Annotated in this window: 20 protein-coding genes and 1 tRNA gene; 9 read left to right on the forward strand and 12 right to left on the reverse strand. The window is 71.1% G+C overall.

Going from position 1 to position 25,155, the window contains the following annotated elements:
* Positions 1–98 precede the first annotated feature (98 nt).
* The 6 genes from GGQ55_RS17395 to GGQ55_RS17420 all read left to right on the forward strand — a co-directional run bounded on the left by GGQ55_RS17395 (position 99) and on the right by GGQ55_RS17420 (position 6,719).
* On the forward strand, positions 99–416 hold the full coding sequence (locus tag GGQ55_RS17395; protein ID WP_179718834.1) for a hypothetical protein: 318 nt from the start codon (positions 99–101) through the stop codon (positions 414–416).
* Positions 417–619: 203 nt separating this feature from the next.
* Positions 620–3,319, forward strand: coding sequence for a pyruvate, phosphate dikinase (gene ppdK / locus GGQ55_RS17400; protein WP_366489578.1), 2,700 nt, complete (start codon positions 620–622; stop codon positions 3,317–3,319).
* 73 nt (positions 3,320–3,392) lie between these two features.
* On the forward strand, positions 3,393–4,022 hold the full coding sequence (locus GGQ55_RS17405) for a YdcF family protein (RefSeq protein ID WP_179718838.1): 630 nt from the start codon (positions 3,393–3,395) through the stop codon (positions 4,020–4,022).
* An 11-nt stretch (positions 4,023–4,033) separates the two neighbouring features.
* Entirely contained in the window at positions 4,034–5,926 is a 1,893-nt protein-coding gene (gene dnaG, locus GGQ55_RS17410; RefSeq protein ID WP_179718840.1) for a DNA primase, read from the forward strand.
* Complete coding sequence (locus tag GGQ55_RS17415; RefSeq protein ID WP_179718842.1) at positions 5,923–6,501, forward strand: hypothetical protein; 579 nt, start codon at positions 5,923–5,925, stop codon at positions 6,499–6,501. The genes dnaG and GGQ55_RS17415 overlap by 4 nt, the downstream gene beginning before the upstream one ends.
* Complete coding sequence (locus tag GGQ55_RS17420; protein ID WP_179714521.1) at positions 6,498–6,719, forward strand: hypothetical protein; 222 nt, start codon at positions 6,498–6,500, stop codon at positions 6,717–6,719. Before GGQ55_RS17415 ends, GGQ55_RS17420 begins: the two co-directional genes overlap by 4 nt.
* A 1-nt stretch (position 6,720) precedes the next feature.
* On the opposite strand, the gene GGQ55_RS17425 is transcribed toward GGQ55_RS17420, so the two are convergent.
* Positions 6,721–6,930 carry a hypothetical protein gene (locus GGQ55_RS17425; RefSeq protein WP_179718844.1) on the reverse strand — a complete coding sequence of 70 codons (210 nt, stop codon included), beginning with the start codon at positions 6,928–6,930 and terminating at the stop codon, positions 6,721–6,723.
* Between the two features lie 134 nt (positions 6,931–7,064).
* Between GGQ55_RS17425 and GGQ55_RS17430 the strand changes: the two genes are divergently transcribed.
* Positions 7,065–7,137, forward strand: a tRNA-Asn gene (locus tag GGQ55_RS17430).
* Positions 7,138–7,390: 253 nt separating this feature from the next.
* Here GGQ55_RS17430 and GGQ55_RS17435 read toward each other — a convergent pair.
* Entirely contained in the window at positions 7,391–8,011 is a 621-nt protein-coding gene (locus tag GGQ55_RS17435; RefSeq protein ID WP_179718846.1) for a hypothetical protein, read from the reverse strand.
* Between the two features lie 1,555 nt (positions 8,012–9,566).
* On the opposite strand from GGQ55_RS17435, the gene GGQ55_RS17440 reads away from it, so the two are divergent.
* The gene (locus GGQ55_RS17440; protein ID WP_179718848.1) at positions 9,567–10,823 is read left to right on the forward strand and encodes an IS110 family RNA-guided transposase; all 1,257 of its coding nucleotides are present in this window, start codon (positions 9,567–9,569) and stop codon (positions 10,821–10,823) included.
* Positions 10,824–10,943: 120 nt separating this feature from the next.
* On the opposite strand, the gene GGQ55_RS17445 is transcribed toward GGQ55_RS17440, so the two are convergent.
* The 10 genes from GGQ55_RS17445 to GGQ55_RS17490 form a co-directional block, all read right to left on the reverse strand.
* A complete protein-coding gene (locus GGQ55_RS17445) occupies positions 10,944–11,120 on the reverse strand; it encodes a hypothetical protein (protein ID WP_179718850.1) in 177 nt (58 codons plus the stop codon).
* Positions 11,121–11,541: 421 nt separating this feature from the next.
* Entirely contained in the window at positions 11,542–12,450 is a 909-nt protein-coding gene (locus tag GGQ55_RS17450; protein WP_179718852.1) for an SMP-30/gluconolactonase/LRE family protein, read from the reverse strand.
* Positions 12,451–12,462: 12 nt separating this feature from the next.
* Positions 12,463–13,239, reverse strand: a complete 777-nt coding sequence (locus GGQ55_RS17455) for an SDR family NAD(P)-dependent oxidoreductase (protein ID WP_179718854.1) — start codon at positions 13,237–13,239, stop codon at positions 12,463–12,465.
* Between the two features lie 65 nt (positions 13,240–13,304).
* The gene (locus GGQ55_RS17460; protein WP_281371680.1) at positions 13,305–14,318 is read right to left on the reverse strand and encodes a DUF4432 family protein; all 1,014 of its coding nucleotides are present in this window, start codon (positions 14,316–14,318) and stop codon (positions 13,305–13,307) included.
* Positions 14,319–14,442: 124 nt separating this feature from the next.
* Positions 14,443–16,644: a cytochrome P450/oxidoreductase gene (locus GGQ55_RS17465; RefSeq protein ID WP_179718858.1), complete on the reverse strand. Its 2,202-nt coding sequence runs from the start codon at positions 16,642–16,644 to the stop codon at positions 14,443–14,445.
* Positions 16,645–16,675: 31 nt separating this feature from the next.
* A complete protein-coding gene (locus GGQ55_RS17470; protein WP_179718860.1) occupies positions 16,676–17,776 on the reverse strand; it encodes an alpha-hydroxy acid oxidase in 1,101 nt (366 codons plus the stop codon).
* 133 nt (positions 17,777–17,909) lie between these two features.
* Positions 17,910–18,899 carry a Gfo/Idh/MocA family protein gene (locus GGQ55_RS17475; protein WP_366489583.1) on the reverse strand — a complete coding sequence of 330 codons (990 nt, stop codon included), beginning with the start codon at positions 18,897–18,899 and terminating at the stop codon, positions 17,910–17,912.
* A 137-nt stretch (positions 18,900–19,036) separates the two neighbouring features.
* Positions 19,037–19,717, reverse strand: coding sequence for an SDR family NAD(P)-dependent oxidoreductase (locus GGQ55_RS17480; protein ID WP_179718862.1), 681 nt, complete (start codon positions 19,715–19,717; stop codon positions 19,037–19,039).
* 28 nt (positions 19,718–19,745) lie between these two features.
* The gene (locus GGQ55_RS17485; protein WP_179718864.1) at positions 19,746–22,553 is read right to left on the reverse strand and encodes an FAD-binding and (Fe-S)-binding domain-containing protein; all 2,808 of its coding nucleotides are present in this window, start codon (positions 22,551–22,553) and stop codon (positions 19,746–19,748) included.
* On the reverse strand, positions 22,540–24,249 hold the full coding sequence (locus GGQ55_RS17490) for an IlvD/Edd family dehydratase (protein WP_179718866.1): 1,710 nt from the start codon (positions 24,247–24,249) through the stop codon (positions 22,540–22,542). Before GGQ55_RS17490 ends, GGQ55_RS17485 begins: the two co-directional genes overlap by 14 nt.
* Before the next feature lie 96 nt (positions 24,250–24,345).
* On the opposite strand from GGQ55_RS17490, the gene GGQ55_RS17495 reads away from it, so the two are divergent.
* Entirely contained in the window at positions 24,346–25,116 is a 771-nt protein-coding gene (locus tag GGQ55_RS17495; protein WP_366489585.1) for an IclR family transcriptional regulator, read from the forward strand.
* Positions 25,117–25,155: the final 39 nt, after the last annotated feature.

Here is a 25,155-nt window from a genome sequence, read left to right on the forward strand (position 1 = left end):
CGAGACCGCGCGGACCGGGACCGGAAGTCTTCTCAGGAGCCGGTGAGGCTGCCACCATGGCGCGCGCAATCGCTGGGCCAGCTCGAGAGGACGATCCGTTGTCGCAGCCGCCGTACCCGCCCGTTGCCGGTCCCCAGGTGGGCTATGTTCCCCCGGCCCCCGGCGCGCCGGCGCCCGGTGGGCCAGCGCCCGCCGCGCCGACCCAGGTGGTCTTCCCCGGTCAGGTGCAGCTCCCGCCGCAGCCGCAGTACGCGCCCACCCCGGCGCAGCAGCAGCCGCAGTCGTTCGCCACCGGTTTCCCGCAGTACCGGTCGCCGGCGCCGTCGCCCAAGAACCGGACCGGCCTGATCGTCGGCATCATCGTGTGCCTGGTCGTGATCGCCGGCGCGGTGATCGGGTTCCTGCTCATCGGCTGAGTTCCGCACTGGCCGGGTCCCGGGGGCGCTGCGGCGTGCCCGGGACCTGTGTCGTCCAGGTCACATCGGTGTGCGACCTGGGCCGTCGTCCGCCAAGATCGCTCTAATTCCTGAAAGTGGACGTCCCAGACGTCTGCTCATCTGACCGCGTCTGCTCCACGATGGAACGGTCCGGTCCGGGTGAACGAGCGCGGAGGTGCGCGGTGGCTGGCACGAAGTGGGTCTACGACTTCAGCGAGGGCAACAAGGACCAGAAGGACCTGCTCGGCGGGAAGGGCGCGAACCTCGCCGAGATGACCAACCTGGGCCTGCCCGTCCCGCCCGGGTTCACCATCACCACCGACGCCTGCCGCTTCTACCTGGAACACGGGTCGACTCCTCCGGACCTGTCCGACGAGGTCACCGAGCACCTGACCGCGCTCGAGAAGGCCATGGGCAAGACCCTCGGCGACCCGTCGGACCCGCTGCTGGTCTCCGTGCGCTCCGGGGCGGCCGCCTCCATGCCCGGGATGATGGAGACCGTCCTCAACGTCGGGCTCAACGACGAGTCGGTGCAGGGCCTGGCCACCCAGTCCGGCAGCGACCGGTTCGCCTGGGACTCCTACCGCCGGCTGATCCAGATGTTCGGCAAGACGGTGCAGGGCATCGACGGCGAGCTGTTCGACGAGGCGCTCGACGAGGTCAAGCGCGAGCAGGGCACCGAGCTCGACCTGGACCTCGACGCCGAGCACCTCCAGGACGTCGTCCGGCGGTTCAAGGAGATCGTCAAGCAGCACACCGACCGCGACTTCCCGCAGGACCCGCGCGAGCAGATGGACCTCGCGATCAACGCCGTCTTCGACTCGTGGAACTCCGACCGGGCGATCCTCTACCGCCGCCGCGAGCGCATCCCGGGCGACGCCGGCACCGCGGTCAACGTGGTCGCGATGGTGTTCGGCAACCTCGGCATGGACTCCGGCACCGGCGTCGCCTTCACCCGCGACCCGGGCAGCGGCGAGCAGGGTGTCTACGGCGACTACCTGCAGAACGCGCAGGGCGAGGACGTCGTCGCCGGCATCCGCAACACCGTGGCGCTGACCGAGCTCGAGCAGATCGACAAGGACGCGTACGACGAGCTGCTGCAGACCATGTCGACGCTCGAATCGCACTACCGGGACCTGTGCGACATCGAGTTCACGATCGAGCGCAACAAGCTGTGGATGCTGCAGACCCGCGTGGGCAAGCGCACCGCGGGCGCGGCGTTCCGGATCGCCACCCAGCTGGTCGACGAGGGCCTCATCGACATGGACGAGGCGGTCCGCCGGGTCACCGGCGACCAGCTCGCGCAGCTGATGTTCCCGCGCTTCACCGAGGGCGGCGACGCCAAGAAGCTCACCCAGGGGATGAACGCCTCGCCGGGTGCCGCCGTCGGCAAGGCCGTCTTCTCCTCCGAGGCCGCGGTCGAGCAGGCGCAGAACGGCGAGAAGGTCATCCTCGTCCGCCGAGAGACCAACCCCGACGACCTCGCCGGCATGATCGCCGCCCAGGGCGTGCTCACCAGCCGCGGCGGCAAGACCTCGCACGCCGCCGTCGTGGCCCGCGGCATGGGCAAGACCTGCGTCTGCGGCGCCGAGGAGCTGCAGGTCGACACCAAGGCCAAGAAGTTCACCGCGCCCGACGGCACGGAGGTCACCGAGGGCGACGTCATCTCGATCGACGGCTCCACCGGCAAGGTCTGGCTGGGGGAGGTCCCGGTCGAGCCGTCGTCCGTCGTCCGGTACTTCGAGGGGGAGGTGGATCCCGAAGCTGATGACACCGAGGCTTTGGTGAACAGCGTGCACCGGATCCTGACCCACGCCGACTCCCGCCGGCGGCTGGACGTGCGGACCAACGCCGACACCCCGGAGGACTCCGCCCGCGCCCGTCGCTTCGGCGCGCACGGCATCGGGCTGTGCCGGACCGAGCACATGTTCCTCGGCGACCGTCGTCAGCTGGTCGAGAAGCTGATCCTGGCCGAGGGGGACGACGACCGGCAGGCGGCGCTCGACGGCCTCGCCCCGCTGCAGAAGCAGGACTTCGTCGAGATCTTCGAGGCCATGGACGGGCTGCCGGTGACCGTGCGGCTGCTCGACCCGCCGCTGCACGAGTTCCTGCCCGACCTCACCGACCTCTCGGTCCGCGTGGCTGTCGCCGAGGCCGAAGGGCACCCCGACGAGGCCAACCTGCGGCTGCTGGCTGCCGTCCGCCGGCTGCACGAGCAGAACCCGATGCTCGGCCTGCGCGGCGTCCGGCTCGGGCTGGTGGTACCCGGCCTGTTCGCCATGCAGGTGCGCGCCATCGTCGAGGCGGCCTGCGAGCGGAAGAAGGCCGGCGGCGACCCGCGGCCGGAGATCATGATCCCGCTGGTCGGCGCGGTGCAGGAGCTCGAGGCGATCCGTGAGGAGACCGAGCAGGTCATCGCCTCGGTCTGCGAGGAGCACGGTGCCGAGATCCGGCCGCTGATCGGCACGATGATCGAGGTCCCGCGGGCCGCGCTGACCGCGGCCGAGATCGCGCACTCGGCGGAGTTCTTCTCCTTCGGCACCAACGACCTGACCCAGATGACGTGGGGTTTCTCCCGGGACGACGTCGAGGCGGCGTTCTTCCACGCCTACCTGGACAAGGGCATCTTCGGGATCTCGCCGTTCGAGTCGCTGGACCTGGACGGCGTCGGTCGGCTGGTGCGGGTAGCGGCTCGCGAGGGCCGGGAGGCGCGGCCGGAGCTGAAGCTCGGGATCTGCGGCGAGCACGGCGGCGACCCGGAATCGGTGCACTTCTTCCACGAGGTCGGGCTGGACTACGTCTCCTGCTCGCCGTTCCGAGTGCCCGTGGCGCGGCTCGAGGCCGGCCGCGCGGCGCTCGGCGCGGAGAGCGTCGGGTCGTAGGCCCGGGCGGGCGGGAAGCCAACACCGTCCCCAGGCGTCCCACCCCGTCGTCCACGCGTGGTACCCATGACGCGTGGGGGTGCGGCTCGGGACGCTGATCGGCAGGATCGTCGGGGCCGCCGTGCTCGCGTTCGTGCTGCTGGTCACCTCGACGGCGCTGGGCATCTGGTGGACGGCGCGGCAGGACTCGCGCCCGCACTCCGACGCGATCGTGGTGCTGGGCTCGGCGCAGTACAACGGCGTCCCGTCGTCGATCTTCGAGGCACGGCTGGAGCACGCGATCACGCTGTACGAGGCCGGAGTCGCGCCGGTGATCGTCACCGTGGGTGGCAAGAAGTCCGGTGACCAGTTCACCGAGGCCGAGGCCGGCCGCGACTACCTGGCCCAGGCGGGCATCCCGTCCGACGCGCTGCTCGCCGTGCGCGGCGGGGTGGACACGCTGGAGAGCATGAAGCTGGTCGCCTCCGCGTTCCGCGAACGGGGGTGGACGTCGGCGGTGCTGGTCACCGATCCGTGGCACGCGATGCGCGCCGAGCGCATGGCCGACGACTCCGGCATCGACGCCGCCAGTTCGCCGACCCGGCAGGGCCCGGCAGTGCAGACCCGCACCACGCAGTTCAAGTACATCCTCCGCGAGACGGCGGCGTACCTGCTCTACCGCGCGACCGGGCACAGCGTGGCCGGCGCACCAGGGATCGGCTGAGGGAGAAGCACATGGCCGGTCGAGGCAAGATCCGGGCCGCGGACATCGCGCTGGTCCGCGAGCGCAGCCGGATCGACGAGATCGTAGGGGAGCACCTCCAGCTCAAGCGCGCGGGCGGAGGCAGCCTCAAGGGGCTGTGCCCGTTCCACGACGAGAAGTCGCCGTCCTTCCACGTGACGCCGTCGAGAAATCTCTATCATTGTTTTGGCTGCGGCCAAGGCGGCGATGTTATTTCTTTCATCCAGCAGATCGACCATTTGTCGTTTGGTGAAGCCGTCGAATACCTGGCCGGTCGGACCAACATCGAGCTGCACTACGAGGACGACGGGGGGCGACCGACTGGCGGGCCCGACCGGGCGCAGGGCGGCCAGCGCGCCAGGCTCGTCGCCGCGAACCACGCGGCCGCGGAGTTCTACGCCGAGCAGCTGAAGAGCCCCGAGGCGGCCCCGGCCCGGCAGTTCCTCGCCGACCGCGGCTTCGACCGGCAGGTGGCCCTCGACTTCGGCTGCGGGTTCGCGCCCGGCGGCTGGGACGGGCTCACCCGGCACCTGCGCAGCAAGGGCTACACGCAGCAGGAACTGGTCACCGGCGGGCTGGCCAAGGAGTCCAGCCGCGGCACGCTCATCGACCGGTTCCACCGCCGGCTGATCTGGCCGATCCGCGACATCACCGGCGACGTCATCGGGTTCGGCGCGCGCAAGCTGTTCGACGACGACCAGGGCCCGAAGTACCTCAACACCCCCGAGACGCCGCTCTACAAGAAGAGCACGGTGCTCTACGGGATCGAGCGGGCCAAGCGCGACATCGCCCGGCGGCACCAGGCGGTCGTCGTCGAGGGCTACACCGACGTCATGGCCTGCCACCTGGCCGGCGTGACCACCGCCGTCGCGTCCTGCGGTACCGCGTTCGGGCCCGAGCACATCGCCGTCCTGCGGCGGCTGCTCATGGACCAGGACGAGTTCCGCGGCGAGGTGGTCTACACCTTCGACGGCGACGCGGCCGGCCAGGCGGCGGCGATGAAGACGTTCAAGGAGGACCAGCGCTTCGTCGCGCAGACCTTCGTCGCCGTCGAGCCCGACGGCCGCGACCCCTGCGAGCTGCGGCAGGCGCACGGCGACGCCGCCGTCCGCGACCTGGTCGCCCGGCGCACGCCGCTGATCGAGTTCGTCCTGAAGACGACGCTGGCCGAGTACGACCTGGAGACCGTCGAGGGCCGGGTGCACGCGCTGGAGCGGACCGCGCCGCTGCTGGCCTCGATCAAGGACCACGCGCTGCGCCCCGCCTACGCCCGCCGGCTCGCCGCGCTGATCGGCGACACCGACGAGGCCGACGTCATGCGCCGGGTGCGTCGCGCGATGGGCGGCGGCGAGGAGCCCGAGCAGTCCCGTGGGCGGGGCCGGGTGCCCCGCAAGAGTCCGGACGACGTCGCGATCGAGGTCGAACGGGAGGCGATCAAGGCCGCCCTGCAGGTGCCGGAGCTGGCCGGGCCGTCGTTCGACGCGATCCCGGCCGAGGCCTACACCGACCCGGACTACGCCGCGATCGCCGCCGCGGTGGCCGGCGCCGGGGGAGCGGCGGCCACGCACGTGACCGGTCCGGCCTGGCTGGAGGCCGTGGCGGCGCAGTGCCCGCGGGAGACCGCGCAGGCCCAGCTGACCGCGTTGGCCGTCGAGCCGCTGCGCTCGGTGAACGGGGAGTCCGACACCGTGTACGTGAACGCGATCCTGGCGCGGCTGCAGGAGATGGCGACCGTGCGCCAGGTGGCTGCGCTCAAGGGCCGGCTGCAGCGGATGAACCCGGTCGAGGAGGCCGACGCCTACAACAAGGCGTTTCTGAAGCTGCTCGCGCTGGAGCAGCAGGCGCGGTCGCTGCGGGAGCGGGCGATGGGCGGCCTGACCCCGTGAGCCTTCTGGACACGTGGCGCCGGCGCTGGACCCGGGCGCCCGAACTGGTGCGCGCGGTGCTGCAGGCGTCGCCGGACCCCGACGAGCACCTGCTGGGCTGGGGCGTGCTGGTGCGCGACGAGGGCTGGCTTGTGGCGACGTCCCGCGGGCTGCGCCGGGTGCCGGCCGACCTGTCCCTCGACCGCGCCGGTGAGGTGGGCGTGCTGCGCTGGCACGAGATCGGCTCGGCGAAGTGGAACAAGATCGCCGACGGCGGCACGTTCGAGGTCACGCCGCTGACCGAGGTCGAGCCCGGTGTGCAGGCGCGGCTGCCGGTGGAGAAGCACGTGCTGACCGACGCCCGCGACCTGCCGCCCGTCGTCCGCCGCCGGGTCGACCAGACCGTGGTGGCCAGCCGGCGCTCGCCCCTGCCTGGCGGGGGAGGGGTGCTGCTGGTCGCGCGCCGGATCCCCGGTCAGGCGGCGCGGGAGTGGACCGTCGTGTTCGACGACGACGCCGACCGCACCGACGAGCAGTCGCGCGAGGTGGCGCGGCAGAAGCTGGCCGACGCGGTCGCCGCCGACTCCCCGGAGTGACGGAGGTCCTGCTCGCCGTCGGCGGGCTCGTCGTCCTGGTCGGCGTCCCGGTGGGCTTCCTGCTGCTGGGCCGGCGGGCCCGGCGACGGGGGATCGGCGGCTCGGTGCTCGCGCCGCTCGAGGAGATCTGGGACCCGGTCGCGCACCGGACCAACATCGAGATCCAGGTGCAGGCAGAGGCCGAGGCGCCGGCGCCGTCCCCCGACGACCGGCCGTAGGTCAGCGCGGGGCGTCGCTGCCCATCTTGGCCTTGACCGACTGGACGACGTTGTCGGCCTGGGCCTGCGCCATGCCGGCGACGCTCTGCAGGCGCGGGTCGTCCTTGGCGTGGTCCCAGGCGCGCACGATCTGCTCGTAGCGCTCGCGGCCGGCGCGGGAGCCGAGCACGTAGCCGACGCCGAACCCGGCGAGGAAGGACAGCTTCGCCACGAGAGACCTCCTGGGACTGGGAACGTCGTGATCACGCTACCTGTGGCGCGGCGCACTCGTCGGACCGCGAGCCGGTCCCGGGGTGCGGGGGGCCGTCAGGTACTCTGGTCGGGCGCGCGGGTCAGGCCCGCCCGTCCCCCGTAGCTCAATTGGCAGAGCATGCGACTGTTAATCGCAGGGTTATTGGTTCGAGTCCAATCGGGGGAGCAAAACCGCAGGTCAGTGGGGCAAAATTCGTGACCCGGGGCAACGAGCCCCATCAAACCCCCAGCTTTGGTTATGTGGTCGGCTCAGCGAGGAACCATCTAAGGGTTCGGTCCGCAGGTTCCGATACGTCGGCTGAGGACGCGCACCCGCTCCAACGAGCAGTGGGTGTGACGGCTATTGATCTTGCTACCTCCAGGGCGTTCGTGGGGTGCACGTGGCCCCGGAGAAGCCGGCGAAGACTGGAGGCAGCAGGTCAGTTGGCGGCTGGGCGCTCTTGCGGGAGCTCGCTTGGCATGCGTGCCACCGGGTACCAGGGGCGACGCCAAAGGCCTGCCCATGCTCGCCGACGCCATGGCAGCAGGTCCCACCCCAACGCCTTGTTGGTTGCGTTGACCGTCTTCTGAATCGCATCGAGTACGCCGAGCCGTGCAGCAGTTAGGCGTTGCTGGCTCAGCGCGAGCGGGGCGGGGTCTCGACGAGCGATTGCGTCAACCGCGGCAGCTCGAGCGACGTCGAATTTCACCAGTGCGGCCTGCAGTTCTGCCGACGCGTAGACGTATCGCCGGGTTAGCACATCGCGCCATGCCGCATCGACGTCATCGATGCGCTCAGCTTTGACCTCCACTCGTTTGCCGAGTGCAGCATCCCCGACCTGTACGTAGACCAGTTCCAAAAAGTCGACGGCGCTACAGACATCTGCCGCATAGGAGGTGTGACGGTCGATCTGACCCGCGAGGAACTCTCGTCCCCATCGTCGGCGGTCACGGGCCGAGGTGAGGAACGAGCCAACGATGGCGCCCAGAAGAGTGCCCAGGACCGCCACCCACGGGCCGTTCCACCAGGGCGCCGCGTCTGTCATTGCTGCAGCATTCATGAGAGCGCGCCGTGCGCGGGGTCGGTGACGTTTCTGTCGAGCGAGCCTAGAGCGGTCAGCAGGGGGGCTCGGAGTAGGCACAAAGGGTGGGAGGTTGGCACGGAGGACAGCTTGCTTGACGCTCGACCGTCAGATGTGGCGGACGGGGTTGGGCCCCTCGGGTGCCCTCGCGGACGATGCGCCAGCTCGAGGCGGTGGCATGGGTGCGCCGGTGCCGGTTGATGTCGCTATCTAACGTGTCGTAGGCGCTCTTTAGCGTTGAGGACGTGGGTGCGGCGTCATCTGGATCGGTGGTCAAGTTCCTCGTCGGTGACCGAGCGCTGGGCAAGTGGAGCTACGGCTGGCGAATCGGAAGCGGCGGATCGTCCTTCTACGTCAAACCCCTAGCCGGCTGGGCTCAAGACATCAAGGTCAGCATTCACGGTCCCGACATCGCTCGCGGGCTCGTTGGCGGATACAAGATCGAGCTTGACAGCTCAGCTGTCGGGGTCGTCAACAGCGCTGGCGGAGCTGCCCGCAAGCGAACCAACTGGCCAGATAAGTACTGGTTCTCTGGCGCTCCAGTATGCGACGACGTGGACTTGGTTATGCGACTGAGGTTTGCGTGGGACCTGTTCACTCCGGAGGCAACTACAGTCCCTTCGCCTAAAGCGCCCCGGGGTCGGGAGTTCGGAGGGCTCATTGCGGTCCCGCAGCGTGACCGTGCCGTCGATGTGGAGCTTCTGGTCTGCAAGTCCGTCCCCTGGTGGCCCAACGAGGCTCAAGCTCGAGAGGACAACGCCTGTCTCGGTCCTGTCGTGAACAAGTCTGGGCAGCACCTAACTGGCGTGGTGGTTCATCGGGACATTGCGGCTGAGCCATCGCCGCTGATGCAATACGAGCCCGCGGGGCAGGTCGGAGGGCCCCCCTTGTTTGATCGTGGCCGAGGGATCGGCGCGGCAGTCGATCCGCGCGGCTTCCTTTGGGTTCACGAGTGTTGGCTTTCCCGGTCGGAGCTAGAGGCGGAGAGATTCGCGATGTTCCGGTCTGAGAGCTGAGCGAAGCAGACCACGCGGCGTGAGCAGTCGCACTTGGTGGCCAGTCGCGTGATGAACCTTCCTCGGGCATCAGGCTGCCTATGAGGGCTGGATGTTGCCGATGACTCAGACCACCATTACGCGGCGTTCGGGCAGGTCCGCCTTCGTTCGCGTTCGTCCCGCACGCCGGAATGACGGGAGTAGGCGTACGACGGTGAGCGTGGGCGAATGTGAGGCTGAAGGCTGAGGGTCAAGAGCTCATTGGGGCCGAGCGCAGAGGCGGGGGAGTCGGCGAGGTGTCTCTTAAGCACCCATTCAGTCCCGGATGCCCCTGCGGGGCACCAGCAAGGATGAGAATCGCGGGCGGCCGCCCGTAGAGCCCGGGAATGTCACTGGCGCTGTGAGCCCGTCATTCAGTCTGGCGCCGGGGCCTTTAGGAACCAACAACTGTCGCCGCGAGCACGAGTGTCAGAGTCTTCGATGCGCAAAGGTCCCACGGGCGGCCACCCCTGATTCACATCACAGGGAGGGGCCTCGAGATGGACGTACTGGTGGATCGGTGCGCGGGGCTGGACGTGCACAAGGACACCGTCATGGCGGTGGTGCGCCGCCCGAGGAAGGACGGCTCCGGGCGCGAGCAAGAGGTGCGCCAGTACCGGACCTTCACCGGCGCGCTGCGCGAGTTACGCGACTGGCTGGTGGCCGAGCGGGTCACGCAGGTGGCGATGGAGGCGACCGGCTCGTACTGGAAGCCGGTCTGGCATGTGCTGGAGGCCGAGACCGGCTATGAGTTGCTGCTGTGCAATCCGCGGCACGTGAAGAACCTGCCCGGGCGCAAGACCGACGTCGGCGACGCCGCCTGGCTGGCCCAGATGCTGGAGTGCGGGCTGCTGCGCGGCAGCTTCGTGCCCACCCCGGTGATGGCCCGGCTGCGCGACCTGACCCGCTATGCCAAGAAGCTGACCGAGGAGCGCACCCGGGAGATCCAGCGGCTGCAGCGGGTGCTGGAAGACGCCGGGATCAAGCTGGACTCGGTCGCCTCCGACGTGATGGGCAAGTCCGCCCGGGCGATGCTGGAGGCGCTGATCGCCGGCGAACGCGACCCGGCGGTGCTGGCCGATTTCGCGCAGACCCGGATGCGGGTGAAGATCCCCGACTTGCGCCTGGCACTGGAGGGCGGGTTCAGCGAGCACCACGCACTGCTGCTGCGCATGCTGCTGGCCCACATCGACCACCTCTCCGCCGCCGTCGACCAACTCCATGCCCGGGTGGAGGCCGAGATCGCCCCTTTCTCCCGGGCGGTTGAGCTGCTCGGCACCATCCCCGGCGTCGGTCCCCGCACGGCGTGGGTACTCCTGGCCGAGGCCGGCCCCGACATGACCCGCTTCCCGACCGCGGCGCACCTGGCCTCCTGGGCGGGGCTGTGCCCGGGCAACCACGAGTCGGCCGGCAAACGACCCTCCGGGCGCGCCCGCAAGGGCGACACCGCGTTGCGCACCGCGATGGTGGAGGCCGCCTGGGCCGCGACCCGCACCCGCAGCACCTACCTGGGCGCGCAGTACCAGCGCTTCCGGCGGCGCTTCGGCAGCCGGGGCGAGACCAAGGCCATCTTCGCCGTCGCCCACACCATGCTGGTGATCGCCTGGCACGTCCTCGCCGAGCACAAGCCTTACGCCGAGCTCGGGGTCGACTACTTCACCCGCCGAACCGACCCCGAGGCGCACGCCCGACGCCTGGCCCGCGAAATCGAGAAGCTCGGCTTCGACGTCACCCTCCAGCCGCACGCCGCCGCCTGAACAAGCGCCCTCACGCACCGCGGCTCAGCCCCCTCACGCACCGCGGCTCAGCCCCCTCACGCACCGCGGCTCAGCCGTGGAACTGACGCCTGCCTACGAACACGGATTCTCGTGTCAGGGTCAGTGGTCGAACGCGTCCTGCACCTCGTCCGAGTTCAACTGGCATCCCGACGTGCAGTCAATCTCGGTGGGTTCATCCTCGACGGGTTCGCCCGACGCCCATGCCACCGTCGTCCAGCCCACGGCCGCGGGGGCTCCGCACTTCGGGCACTTCTCCCATGTCACCCGGTCGCTCATGAGTCCGGCTCCCTGCTCCGGAGGAGGCTTACGCATTACCCCAGATCCGGGCGAAAACCTTCGCCGGTCGCCGCCTGTTCCGGATCGGGGTCTCTCGGATATAAGTGCAGGCAGCCGCCGAGCGGTGGCAGAGGGCGCTCCCCAGATGGGGACGTCCGGGGCACGTCGCCCGGCGGTCTCGAAGCTGCGCCTGCGCAGCTCCAGGACGACGTGGAGTGAAGCCCCCCAAAACCGCCGTCAGGGCGAGTAGGCGACTCGCCCTGACGGCCCATTCAGAGAGCCCGGCGCCTCGCCCCCTGCCTCCGCGGACCGGCGAGATCGGCGGTCTCGCACGGTTTCCGCCGCCAAAGGTGTCACACCGACTCCCGGGGCTCGTCGCTGGCCGGGTCCGGCGCCGTCTTGACCGGCGCTCTGACGACGTTCATCGGCCTGCCCACACCGCATCGTCGGCCATGACCGGGTCGAGATCGACGCGGACCAGGCTGGCCTGCCAGTCGAGGCTGGGGTTGGCGCTGCGGTACGGCGCGGCGACGCAGGCGTAGAGGGTGTCCGCGGCCGGCCCCCCGACGGCTACGGCGAAGGCCGTCCGGGTGCCGAAGCCGATCCGCTGGAGGACCTCGCCGCCCTGCGCGACCCGCAGGACCCCCTGGCGGGCGGCGTCGGCGACCCACAGGGTGCCGTCCGCGTGCAGCGCGATCCCATCGGGCAGGACGGCCCCGGAGGCCATCGCCTCGGTGAGGGTCGGAAAGGTCGCGCCGTCGGCGAAGTCCGCCCAGACGCGACGGTCGCTCAGGGAACCGTCGTCGCCGATGGTGAAGGCGGTGACGCGCGCGGCGAAGGTCTCGGCGACGAGGAACGTGGCGCCGTCCGGGGTGATCGCCATGCCGTTGGGGAAGACCAGGTCGGTGGCGGCCGTCGATACCGAGCCGTCGGGGTCGACGCGGGCGATGACGGTGGCGGCGATGGTGTCGACGGTTCCTTCGTCCCAGCCGAAGTTCCCGACGTAGCTGCGGCCGGAGCCGTCGACGATCAGGTCGTTGGCGTGCCAGGGGAACAGGCCGCTGAGGTCGGCGAGCTCGGTCAGCTCACCGTTCTCGAGCCGTAACAGGCGACGGTCGAGCATCGAGACGACGTGCAGCACGCCGTCCGGGCTCCAACCGAGCCCGGAGGGCTGCCCAGGGACCTCGCAGACGACGTCGCGGACGCCGTCCCCGTCGAAGGTGAGCACCGTCCTGGCGAAGAAGTCGGACGCGTAGAGGCGGCCGTCGCGCCAGCGGGGGCCCTCGAGGAACCCGTGGCCGATGCTGACCACGGTCTGGCTCACGGTCATGGGGCCGTCCCTTCAGCTCTCGGGCTCGAAGCCGACGTTGCCGTTGATGGTCATCCCGCCGTCGACGACGAGCTCGTGCCCGCAGACGTAGCTCGCCGCGTCCGAGCACAGGAACAGCACCGCGGTGGCGATGTCCCGCGGAACGCCGATGCGTCCGAGCGCGATGCGGTCCTCGTAGACGGCGCGGACGGCCGGCGTGTAGAGCTCGGCGTTGAGCGGCGTGGAGATCGCGCCCGGAGCGACGGCGTTGACGCCGATGCCGAGCGGGCCCACCTCGAGGGCGAGCGCCTTCGTGAAGGAGACGACGCCGCCCTTCGCGGTGATGTACGCCGTCATGTCGGTGATGGCCTGGTGGGCGGTGATCGAGGAGATGTTCACGATCCGGCCGGTTCGGCGCGGAGCCATCCGGCGGACCGCGGCCCGCGCGCCGTGGATGTACCCGAAGAGGTTGGACCCGAGCAGGCGGCTCCAGTCCTCGTCGCTGGTCTCCAGGAACGGTTTGACCATGATGGCGGCGGCGTTGTTGACCCAGATGTCGATGTCGCCGAGCTCGTCGGTGACGCGGTCGGCGAAGGCCTCCACGACATCGGGAGCTGCGGTGCTCCCGTCCACGAACAGGGCCCGTCGCTCGAGCGCCTCGACCTGCTCGACGGTGTCGCGGTTACCGTCGGGCTCCGGCAGATGCAGGCTGGCGACGTCTGCGCCGGCCTCGGCGAGGGCCACCGCGATCCCCTGCCCGATCCCGCGGGATGCCCCGGTCACGACGGCGACCTTGCCCGACAGATCCATCGTTGCTTCCCTCTCTCGCTGCGTTGTCGGCGATGCCCGGCGCAGACGCGCTGAGCGCTCGTGCGTCAGGGCCGGTCGCCCATGACGTGACCGTCCTGGTCGACACCGGTGATGACGGCGGGCAGCTGCTCCGGGAGCGCCACGGTGATCCACGACTCCACGGACCGGCCGGGCGCGACCGTGAGCTCCTGGCCGCGGGAGCGGGCGCCGGCGAGGCCGTCGAAGGGCCAGGCGCGTTGTGGTTCGACGGCCAGGCAGCGAAGGCGGCCGAACCAGGGGAAGCCGGTCGCGGCGCGGTTCTGCCAGATCCACGTCGCGGGGTATGCGGCGACGTCCCAGGACAGGGCGGCGTGCGGGAGCAGGCCGTTCTGCTCCACCACCGCCCAGCCCTCGTCGTGGCCGTGGCAGTAGACGAGTCGCTGGCCGGTCGCGGCGCTGAACCGCGACAGGTCCACCGGTCCGTCGGGAGCGGAGGACGTCGGCCAGGTGCCTTCCGTGGTGTCGAGGCCGTCGGGCTGCGCCGGGTCGACGGAGTAGCGGGTGGCCGGGAGGTGGAGCACGGTGCCGGCATCCGCGGCGAAGGCCGGGTGGTGGCCCCACACCATCGGGACGGGCAGCAGGCCGGTGTTCGTCACCCGCGTCGCGACCTGCACGGCGGGGTGGGTGGCGGACAGCGTCATGGACCGGGTGGCGGACAGCGTCGGGCGCAGGTGGGTCGCGACGACGCAGTGGTCGGGCCCGGACTCCACCACCTGCCAGGGGATGAAGGAACCCTCGCCGTGGAAGGGAAGCGGCATCCCGTCGAGGTGCGAGGCCTGACCGGCGTTGGGCAGCGTCTCCTGCCAGCCGCCGTGGTAGCCGGAGAGCCAGTCGAGCTCGGGGTCGTAGTAGGAGCTGACGCCGTCCGCGGCCGGTGGGCTGTCCCAGGTCTCGAACGCGAGGGCGTTGACGTCGTCACCGGCTCGCGAGAGCTCGACGATCTGGGCGCCACGCGCGGGCTCGATCGTCAGGCTCACGTGCACGTTGGACAGTCGGAGCATGCGGATTCCCTCCTGGTAGGCGTCATGAGGAAGGGGCAGGGTGGTCCAGCGGGGGCTGTGCTCTCCGCGACGGGCCCCGCCGCTCGCTGCTGAACGGTGAGTTCGACGAGCACCACGGACAGCGGCTCGATCGCGACATTCAGATCGATCGAGCCGCTGCGCGTCAGATGTCCAGGACCAGGCGTCGTCCTCGGCAGCGGGAGACGCAGGTCATCACGGTCTGGTTGGCGAGCCTTTCCTCGAGACCGAGCACTGAGTCCCGGTGCTCGGGGATGCCGTCGAGGACGTGGACCTCGCAGGTCCCGCAGGTGCCTTCGCGGCAGGTCGACAGCACGTTGGCGCCGACCCGGTTGACCGCATCCAGCATGGTGTCGTCCTCGGCCACGGTCACGACGGTGCCGCTGCGGGCGAGCACCACCTCGAACGGCCGGTTCGGTTCGTAGGTTGCGGGGCGGGCAGCGAACCGCTCCACCACGAGTTGCGATTCGCGGCCGACCCGGCGGGCGGCGTCCTCCAGGCCGGACAGCAGTTCCTCGGGTCCGCAGGCGTAGACGTACGCGCCGTCCGGCAGCTCCGCCCACAAGCCTGCGAGGTCGAACCGGCCCAGCTCCTGGCTGGGCCACGTCTCCACGCGTGACCCGTGCCGGGTGACGAGGTCGTCGACGTAGGCCATCCGCTCGCGGGACCGGCCGAGGTAGACCAGCCGCCAGTCGGTACCGCGGCGTTCGGCCTCCTCGATCATCGCCAGCAGGGGAGTGATCCCGATACCGCCGGCGACGAAGACCAGCGAGTCCGCCGGTCGCAGCCGGAAGTGGTTGCGCGGTCCGCGGATCCGCAGCCGGTCGCCGGCCTGCACCTGGTCGTGCACGGTGACGGATCCCCCGCGACCGGTCTCCTCCCGCAGCACCGCGATGCGGAGCTCGGCAGCACCGGGGCGTCCGCACAACGAGTACTGCCGCAGGGCGCCGTCGGGGAGCTCCAGGTCGATGTGCGCCCCCGGCTCCCAGGTCGGCAGCCTCTCCGGCTGGTCGACTGTGAGAGTCAGCTCGACGACGTCCGTCGTCAGGGCCCGCCGGGCCGCCACGGTCACGGGGACGGCCTCGGCCGCGGCCACCTCCACCGCGCGAACAGCCGTGCGCTCGGTCACCGGGACCGGCGTCCACGCCAGCGGAAGCGCCACCATGCCCCGGGCCTCCGAGACCATGGTGTACTCCAGGGCCTCGTACGGAACGGCCAGCCGCAGGTCGGGCAGCCGCTCGTGCAGGACGTCAAGCTCGACTCGGAGCAGCAGCCGGGCCAGCGGGGCGCCGATGCAGGCGTGCACGCCCTGACCGAAGCCGAGGTGGGGAACGGCCCACGACCGGTCGAGATCCAGTTCGTCCGGGTGGGAGAAGCGGCTGGTGTCTCGGGATCCGGACGCGTAGGCGAGGAACACCTGCTCGCCCGCCTTCAGCGGCACACCGCCGAGCGTGGTGTCTCGGGTGACCAGCCGCTTCATCCCGGTGATGGCCGACTCGTAGCGGAACAGTTCCTCGAGGGCGGCCGCGCGGCTGGTGTCGTCCTGCTGCGCCGCCGCGTAGCGGGCGGGGTCGGCCAGCAGGTGCGACAGGCCCGTGCAGATGAGGTTGGACGACGTGTCGTGGCCGGCGAGCATCAGTCCCGGGAAGAGCGACAACATCTCGAAGTCGCTCATCTCCACCGTGCCCGCGTCCCGCATGTCCCAGACGTGGCTGATCAGGTCGTCCCGCCGATCATGCTTGCGCTCGGCCATGACCTCGAGGACGTAGTCGTGCAGGTCGAGCAGCAGCTGCGCCTTCTCCTCCGGCGTCCCGGAGTGGTAGATGTCGCCCGGGCCCAGGAAGAAGCCGAGCGCGGCACCGATCCAGTCGGCGCGCTCGACGTCCAGACCGACAACGTGGGCGATGACGCGCAGGGGCAGCGGCCGAGCGAACGAGAGCTTCAGGTCGGTGTTGCCCTGCTCGACGAAGCCGTCGACCAGTCGGTGCGCCTGCTCGCGGATCCACGGCTCGTAGCGGGCCAGGCGGCGCGGCATGAAGAAGGTGTTGACGGCGGCCCGCAGCCGGTCGTGGTCGGGGTTGTCGAGACCGATCAGGGTGCCTCGGCTGGGCACCCGGCCCGCGAACTGCTCTCGGAACGGCGGCGGCATCTCGGGGACCGTCGCCGTGGAGGAGAAGGTGTCCGGGTCGTGCAGCGCCACGGTGATGTCGTCGTACCGGCTGACCACCCGGGAATCGAAGACCTGGGAGTACGGAAAGCCGTCGGTGGCCCGGGTGGCCGCGAGGTCCTGGAAGAGGTGGCGCGGATCGGAGAACGGGCAGGCGCCCTGGGGCTGCTGAGAGGACATCGGGTGCTCCGGGTCGGGATGGCAGGGATGGTCAGATGTGGCCACGGGTCGTCAGCGGGGCGAGCACGGACGAGTCGACGTCCGCGAGGCGGGCGGCGCCTGTGATGGCCATGACCTGCGCCAGCTCGTCGCGCAGGATGCCGATGACGCGCTCGACTCCGTCAGCGCCGCCGACGGCGAGCCCCCACAGGGTGGGACGGCCGATCAGCACGGCCCGGGCGCCGAGCGCGAGCGCGCGGAGCACGTCCGCTCCCGTCCGGATGCCGCTGTCGGCGTAGACCTCGAGGTCGTCTCCCACGGCGTCCACGATCGCGGGCAGCGCGTGGGCCACCGGCATCGAGTACCGCAACCCCTGGCCGGCGTGGTTGGACACGATGACAGCGGCGGCGCCGTGCTCACGGGCGAGGACGGCGTCCTCGGGCCGGATGACACCCTTCAAGATCAGCGGCAGGTCCGACAGCCCGCGGAGCCACTCCAGCTCGGCCCAGGTGACCGCGGAGTTCGGGAAGGTCGAGCCGAACGGCTTGTGCTGGTAGTCGTGGCGGACGTACATCATGTGCTCGTCGGTGGCCCACTGCTCGTCGAGCGCCCGAGACGCGGCCCGCATGCGGGCGGGGAAGGACGGCATGACCGGCAGGTCCACCGTCAGGCACAGGCCCGTGGCGCCGGCCGCGACCGCCCGGTCGACCATGTCCTTGACGACGTCGCGGTCGCGCAGCCAGTACAGCTGCTGCCAGTAATGGCCGGCGGCCACCGCTCCGACCTGCTCGGGTGTCCGGGAGCCCATCATGCTCAGGGTGGTGATCGTCCCGGCGGCCACGGCTCCCCGCGCCGTGGCGATCTCGCCGTCCGGGTGGACGAAGGTGGAGCCGACGAAGGGCGCGGTGATGACCGGTGCCGTGATGTCCTGGCCGAGGACGGTGACCGACGTGTCGATGGCGCTGACGTCGGTCAGGGCGCGGGGGCGCAGGTGCAGCCCGCGCCACGCCCCGAGGTCGTCGCGCAGCGTCTCGTCCATCCCGACGTTGTTCACGAAATCCCGGTAGGCCTCGGGCATCACGCGCTCCGCCGCGGCCTGGAACTCCTCGATCTCGACGAGGTCGGTGAGGTCTGCCGTCAGGTCCGTGGTCATCGCCGCTGTCCTTTTCAATGAGCGTGCCGGTGGGAGCTGGTGAGCGTCGGAGAACGCGAGACCCCGGTGTTCCGGGTGCGTGGTCGCACGGAGGGGCGTCGATCCGGAACCGGGTTCGGGCCGGGCCGCAGGCTCAGGCTTCTAGCGCATGGAGGTCCTCGGCGTGCCGCACGCCGAGTTGTGCGGTGGCCTCTTCCAAGACGGAGAGGACGGCGAGCGTGTCCGTCCAGGGCACGACCGTGCTCTCGGTGCGTCCGTCGAGGACGCACCGGGTGACCTCGGTCAGTTCGGGAACGTATCCCTGGCCCGGGATGGGGTCGTGGAACGTCTCCGGCTCTGCTCCACGACGGTGGAGCTGCAACCGCTCCGGCCGGAGGAACGGCGGACCGACGTCGATCCAGCCGGCGCTCCCGAACACGCGCGCCGACGCCGGCATGCCATGGCGCATCGACAGGGTGAAGGAGGCGCTGCGTCCCCCTGTCCAGCCCAGCAGCAAGCCGACCTCCTCGTCGACGCCGGTGGTGGATCGCACGCCGGTCGCTGCGACCGTGTCGGGAGCGCCTAGGATCATCTGCGCCAACGAGACCGCGTACACGCCGACGTCGAGCAGCACGCCGCCTCCCAGCGCCGCGTTGTAGAACCGGTCGGCCGGGTCGGTCGGCAGGGGCAGCCCCGCGGTGATGTGCAGTGCGCGCACGTCGCCGATGGCCGCCTGGGCCAGCAGGTCGCGCAGCCGGGCGATCGCCGGGTGGAAGCGCATCCAGACGCCCTCCATGGCGAACCTGCCGGCCTTGCTCGCGGCGTCGAGGATCTCCTCGGCGCCGGCCAGCGTCAGCGCCAACGGCTTCTCGACCAGGACCGACTTGCCGGCCCGCAGGGCAGCTACCGCGATCGCGTGGTGTTGAGCACTGGTGGTCGCGATGTACAGCACGTCGATCTCGGGGTCGTCGAGCAGCTGGCCGTAGCTGCCGTAGGCGCGCCCGATGCCGTGCCGGCGTGCGAAGTCCTCCGCGCGGGACGCAGAGCGGGAGGCGACCGCCACGACCTCGGCGCCCTCGACGAGCGGGAAGTCGGCCATCACGGTCTCGGCGATGCGCCCGGGGCCCACGATGCCCCACCGCACGGCTCGTCCGTCAGTGGACGGGGAAGCTGGCTGCACCACCGGATCTCCTCGCTGAGAAGCGCTGCGGCATGTCGGTCCAGCGACCTTATCCGAGTCGGAACATTAGTTCTAGTTTTTTCCGCGACGAACTTGCATGGCTAATAGGTGGCTCGGCCCCCGCTGATGTCGTAGACGGCGCCGGTGGAGAAGCTGACCCGGTCCGAGCAGAGGAACGCGACCAGCTCGGCGACCTCCTCGGGTCGTCCGATGCGCTTCATCGGGATCAGGCTCGTGATGTGCGCGAGCACGTCCGGCGCGGTGTCGTCGTTCATCGGGGTCGCGATCACCGCTGGTGCGATGACGTTGACCAGGACCCCGGAGGTGGCCAGTTCCTTGCCCGCGGACTTGGTCAACGCGATCACGGCGGCCTTGGACGCCGAGTAGATCGACAGGTTCGGGTTGCCGTCCTTGCCGGCCATGCTGGCGAAGTTGACCACGCGGCCCCACCCCCGCTCCCGCATGCCGGGGACGAAGGCGCGCATGGTGTTCACGGTGCCGACGACGTTGATGTCCAGGACGCGGCGCCACTCCTCGGCGGTGGTCTCGACCAGGGGTTTGTTGGGGCCGACGACGCCGGCCGCGTTGACCAGCACGTCGACCGGGCCGATCTCCTGGGCGATCCGGCGCAGCGCGTCGTCGTCGGTGACGTCGGCGGAGATGTCCGCCCCGGTGAGGTCCAGGGTGGTCACGGCCACGCCGTCGGCTCGCAGGCGGTCGGCGGTGGCGGCGCCGAGGCCGCGGCCCCCGCCGGTGACGAGTGCGGTCCGGGTGGTCGTCATGGGTCTCCTGTCGGCGGAAGGTAGCTGCTCACCGGGTGACGGTCTCGAGGAGTTCGAGTACGTGCCGGTAGGGATGTCCGGTGGCTCGCGTCATGCCGAGCTCGCAGGTGCGGTTGACCGACGCGTAGGCGCTGGCCGGGTGTTCCCGGACGGCGTGGGCTTCGGCTGCGGTGGCGCTGGCGGTGAGTTCGGGGTGCAGCAGACCGCGGTCGCCGGCGAAGGCGCAGCACGTCCAGTCGTCGGGGCGCACGACCTCGTCGGCGACCGCTGCGGCCACCCGCAGCAGCGCGTCCTCGATGCCGAGCTGGGTCGAGGAGCAGGTCGGGTGCACGACCACCGAGGCGATCCGGCGGGCGGCGGGCAGTCGCGGCAGCACGGTGGCGTCGACGAACGCGACGGCGTCCACGACGTCGATGCCCTGTTCGCCCAGCAGGAGCTGCAGGCCTTCGGTGCACGAGGTCGCGTCGACCGCCACCGGAAGAGCGCCCCCGTCGGTGGCGCGTCGCAGCACAGGGAGGACGCGTTCCCGCATCGCGGCGTACCCCTCGGTCAGGCCCTTGGACTTCCACGGTGTTCCGCAGCACAGCGAGCCGATGCCCTCCGGCACGCGGACGGGGACGGCGGCCCGATCGCACAGCTCGAGGAACGCGTCGCGGACCCCCAGGGCGCCGGCTGCAGGGCCGAACATGGTCGAGATGCAAGCCGGGAAGTACACGGCTACGGGTTGCTCGGCCGGGTGGGGGAGGCGGCGGCTGCCTCCCCGGGGCAGCTCCGGGGACCAGGCAGGGACGACGTCGTCGCCGAGCAGCGCCCGGCCGGCGGCCGTCACGGCGCGGGGGAGGGGGGCGGGCACCGCCCTCGCGGCGGTCAGCGCGGCCGCGGCCGCGCGGGTGGCGGCGTCCCAGTGCCGGGCCGCGGTGGTCCAGGCCTTCTGCTCGATGCGGCCGTGGGACTCTGCGCGCAGCCGGCGGGTGAGGTCGCCGGTGTCGATGAGCACGGGGCAGGCGGTCCGGCACATGCCGTCGACCGCGCAGGTCTCCACCGCGTCGTACCGGTACTCGTCCTCCAGGCACTCGAGCAGCGCGGCGTGCCCGGCATCCCGGGCGCGGGCCATCTCGCGGCGCAGCACGATCCGCCGCCGGGGCGTGGTGGTGAGGTCCTTGCTCGGGCACACCGGCTCGCAGTAGCCGCATTCCACGCAACGGTCGACCTCGACCTCGACGGTCGGGGTGGACTTGAGATGGCTGACGTGGCCGGCCGGGTCCTCGTCGAGCAGGACGCCAGGATTGAGCAGGCCGCACGGGTCCAGCAGCCGCTTGGTCTCGCGCATGACCTCGTACAGCTCCTCGCCGTACTGCCGTCGCACGAACGGGGCCATGATCCGGCCGGTGCCGTGCTCGGCCTTGAGCGTGCCGCCCGCGTCCAGCACGAGGCCGACCATGTCGTCGGTGAAGCGCAGGTAGCGGTCGACGTTGCCGGCCGCGTCGAAGTTCTCGTTGAGCAGGAAGTGGACGTTGCCGTCCTTGGCGTGGCCGAAGATCACGCTGCCGGTGTAGCCGTGGACGTCGAACAGCCGGACGAGCTCTTGGCAGGTGGGCAGCAACTCGGGCACGGGGACGGCGATGTCCTCCAGCAGTGCCGTCGTCCCGGACGGGCGTGCCCCGGCCACGGCGGTGTAGAGGCCCTTCCGGATGTGCCACAGCGCTGCCCGTTCGGCCGCGTCGGCGGAGAGGGCCGCGGGGGAGGACAGCGGCAGGCCGGCGAGCACCCGCTCGGATGCGGCGACGCGGTCGGCGAGCTCTTTGTCGGTGGGCTGCTGGTGCTCGACGAGCAAGGCGGCGTGGTCGCGTACCTCGAGGGATCGGAGGGCGGCGATCGCCCCCGGGTCGGTCTGGGCGACGCGCAGGCTCGTGGCGTCGAGCAGTTCGATGGTGGCCAAGCCCGAGTCCACCAGCGCAGGCAGCGAGCCGGTGGCCGCGGCGAGATCGGGGAACACCAGCAGCGCGGTGGCGGCGTGCCGGTGGGCGGGGACGGTGCGGAAGGTGGCCTGGGCGACGAAGGCCAGCGTGCCCTCGGAGCCGATGACGAGGTGCAGCAGGACGTCGACCGGCCGGTCGTGGTCGAGAAAGGAGTTGACCCCGTACCCCATGGTGTTCTTCAGCGAGTAGAGGGCCTGGATGCGGCGCACCGAGCCGGGGTTGCCGCGCACCCGGTCGCGCAGCCGGGCCAGGCCCTCGTACACGTCGGGCTCGAGTGCCCGCAGGCGCTCGTCGGCGTCCGGAGCCCCGGTGTCCAGGACCGTGCCCGAAGGCAGTACCAGGATGGCGGACTCCAGCGTTCGGTAGGTGTTCAGCTCGGTGCCGCAGGCCATGCCGGAGGAGTTGTTGGCGACGACGCCGCCGATCGTGCAGGCGGATTCGCTGGCCGGGTCGGGGCCGAGCTTGCGCCCGTACCGCGCCAGCCGGGTGTTGACCTCGCGCACCGTCGCTCCGGGCTGCACACGTACCCGGGCGCCGTCGTCGAGCACCTCGATACGCCGGAAGTGCCGCCGCGTGTCGACCAGCACGCCGTCGTTGGTCGCCTGCCCGGACAGGCTGGTGCCGCCCGAGCGGAACGTCAGCGCCAGCCCGGAGGCGGCAGCGGTGCGTAGCAGGGCGCCCACCTGGCTCGCGTCGCGCGGGCTGACGACCGCCTGCGGGACGAGCAGGTAGTGCGAGGCGTCGTGGGCGAACCCGAGCCGGTCGGTGGCCCGGGCCGCGACCGCGCCGGGCGCGGCCTGCTCCAGCGCGGCGAGCAGCCCGGGGTCGGGGGAGAGGAGGTCCTCAGTGCGACTCACGGCTCACCTCGGAGCCGCTGGAGCCGACGAGGAAGTCCAGGTCGGCGCCGGTGTCGGCCTGCAGGACGTGGTCGACGTAGAGCCGCTCCCAGCCGCGGGCGGGGTTGGCGAAGCCGGCGACGGTGGCCTCGTTCGGAGTGCGGGCGGCCAGCACGGCGTCGTCGATCTCGACGTCGATCCGGCGGGCCTCGACGTCCAGGCTGATCACGTCGCCGGTGCGGACCAGCGCGAGCGGGCCACCCGCGGCGGCCTCGGGGGCGACGTGCAGGACGACGGTGCCGTACGCGGTGCCCGACATCCGCCCGTCGCAGACCCGGACCATGTCGCGCACGCCGGCCTCGAGCAGCTTCTTGGGCAGCGGCATGTTCGACACCTCGGGCATGCCCGGGTAGCCCTTCGGTCCGCAGCCGCGCAGCACGAGCACCGAGTCGGCGGTGACGTCGAGGTCGGGGTCGTCCACGCGGGCGTGGAAGTCCTCGATCGAGTCGAAGACGACGGCCGGGCCGCGGTGGCGCAGCAGCTTCGGCGACGCGGCGGCGGGCTTGATGACCGCGCCGGACGGGGCGAGGTTGCCGCGCAGCACCGCGATGCCGCCGTGGGCGACCAGCGGGTCGGTGCGCGGGCGGATCACCTCGGCGTCCCAGATCGGGGCGTCGTCCAGGTAGTCGACCAGCGGCTTGCCGGTGACCGTGAGCGCGGAGGGGTCGAGCAGGTCGCGCACCTCGCGCAGCACGGCGAGCAGGCCGCCGGCGCGGTGGAAGTCCTCCATGAGGAACCGGCCGGCCGGCTGCAGGTCGACCAGGACGGGTACCTCCGAGCCGATGCGGTCGAAGTCGTCGAGGGTCAGGTCGATGCCCAGCCGGCCGGCGATGGCCAGCAGGTGGACGACGGCGTTGGTGGACCCGCCGATCGCGGCCAGCGCGACGATCGCGTTGGTGAACGACGCCTTGGTGAGGAAGGTCGAGGGCCGCCGGTCGGCGGTGACCAGGTCGACGACCAGCCGGCCGGTGCCGTGGGCGGCCTCGAGCAGCCGGCTGTCGGCGGCCGGGGTGCCGGCCACGCCGGGGACGACGGTGCCCAGGGCCTCGGCGACCAGGCCCATCGTCGAGGCGGTGCCCATGGTGTTGCAGTGCCCGCGGGAGCGGATCATCGCCGACTCGGAGCGGGTGAACTGCTCGGCCGACAGCGTGCCGGCGCGGACCTCCTCGCTCAATCGCCACACGTCGGTGCCGCAGCCCAGCGGCACCCCGCGGAAGGTGCCGGTCAGCATCGGGCCGCCGGGGACGACGACCGCCGGCAGGTCGACCGAGGCCGCGGCCATGAGCAGCGCCGGGATCGTCTTGTCGCAGCCGCCGAGGAGCACCAGCCCGTCGATCGGGTTGGCGCGGAACATCTCCTCCATCTCCATCGCGGCGAGGTTGCGCCAGAGCATCGCCGTGGGCCGCACGTTCGTCTCGCCCAGGCCCAGCACCGGCAGCTCGAGCGGGGTGCCGCCCGCGGCGTGCACGCCGTCGCGCACCGCCGCGGCCACCTCGGTCAGGTGCCGGTTGCAGGGCACGAGGTCCGAGGCGGTGTTGGCGATGGCGATCTGCGGCCGGTCGAAGCCGTCGGAGGGGATGCCGCGGCGCATCCAGGCGCGGTGGATGTAGGTGTTGCGGTCGTCGCCGGCGTACCACTGCGCGCTGCGGAGACTCATGTGCCCTTCCAACTATCGACATGATGGTCTAACTTCTGGAACGCCATGGACAGTACGCAGACATCGGGCCGAGCAACAGCACCCGCCGCCGGCACCGTGCAACGGCTCGACGAGGCGCGGCTCGTGGGCTCGGACCGGGTGCTGGCGGTGCTCAAGGAGCTGGGCCGGTTCCCGGACGGGGTCGGCCTCGAGGAACTGACCCGTGCCATCGGCAGCCCCAAGCCGACCGTGCACCGGGCCCTGCAGTCGCTGCGCCGGGCCGGCCTGGCCGACCAGGACGCGCGCGGCCACTACCTGCTCGGCGACGAGTTCCTCCGCTTGGCCTTCGCTCACCACGAGGTCCGACCGGAGCACGTGCGCATCCGCCCGGTCCTCGAGGCGCTGGCTGCGAAGTTCGGCGAGACCGCGCACTACGCCGTCCTCGACGGCCGCGACGTGGTCTACCGGGCCAAGGTGGACCCTCCCGCAGGAGCTGTTCGGCTGACCTCCACGATCGGTGGCCGCAACCCCGGCCATTCCACGGGGGTCGGCAAGCTGCTGCTCGCTCAGCAGTTGCCGACTCTCGACCGGGTGACCGCCTGGGTGGGGTCGGCCGAGTTGGAACGCCGCACCCCGCACACCCGGTGCTCGGCCGCCGAGCTGCACCGCGATCTGGTGGAGATACGGGACCGCGGGTACGCCAGCGACGACCAGGAGAACGAGATCGGGATCAACTGCGTGGCGCTGCCTGTCTACGCGTTGTCGCCGGCCGCGCCCTCCGGGGCGGTCAGCGTCAGCGCGCTGGCCTACCGGACGCCGTTAGCAGCGCTCGTCGACGCTGTCCCCGAGATCCGACGCCTGCTCGGCCCGTTGGCCGGCGGCCGCTGACCCGTTCCTCGAATCCTGGAGAGCTGTGCTGTGTTCCTG

The organism is Petropleomorpha daqingensis (assembly GCF_013408985.1).
GTDB classification, from domain to species: Bacteria; Actinomycetota; Actinomycetes; order Mycobacteriales; family Geodermatophilaceae; genus Petropleomorpha; species Petropleomorpha daqingensis.

Coding starts and splice junctions, on each gene's coding strand:
- GGQ55_RS17470 (WP_179718860.1), bottom strand. CDS start 17,776: ATGACCACGGACCTGACGGCAGACCTCACCGACCTCGTCGAGATCGAG.
- GGQ55_RS17450 (WP_179718852.1), bottom strand. CDS start 12,450: ATGACCGTGAGCCAGACCGTGGTCAGCATCGGCCACGGGTTCCTCGAG.
- GGQ55_RS17480 (WP_179718862.1), bottom strand. CDS start 19,717: ATGACGACCACCCGGACCGCACTCGTCACCGGCGGGGGCCGCGGCCTC.
- GGQ55_RS17435 (WP_179718846.1), bottom strand. CDS start 8,011: ATGAATGCTGCAGCAATGACAGACGCGGCGCCCTGGTGGAACGGCCCG.
- GGQ55_RS17465 (WP_179718858.1), bottom strand. CDS start 16,644: ATGTCCTCTCAGCAGCCCCAGGGCGCCTGCCCGTTCTCCGATCCGCGC.
- GGQ55_RS17440 (WP_179718848.1), top strand. CDS start 9,567: ATGGACGTACTGGTGGATCGGTGCGCGGGGCTGGACGTGCACAAGGAC.
- GGQ55_RS17445 (WP_179718850.1), bottom strand. CDS start 11,120: ATGAGCGACCGGGTGACATGGGAGAAGTGCCCGAAGTGCGGAGCCCCC.
- GGQ55_RS17490 (WP_179718866.1), bottom strand. CDS start 24,249: ATGAGTCTCCGCAGCGCGCAGTGGTACGCCGGCGACGACCGCAACACC.
- dnaG (WP_179718840.1), top strand. CDS start 4,034: ATGGCCGGTCGAGGCAAGATCCGGGCCGCGGACATCGCGCTGGTCCGC.
- GGQ55_RS17455 (WP_179718854.1), bottom strand. CDS start 13,239: ATGGATCTGTCGGGCAAGGTCGCCGTCGTGACCGGGGCATCCCGCGGG.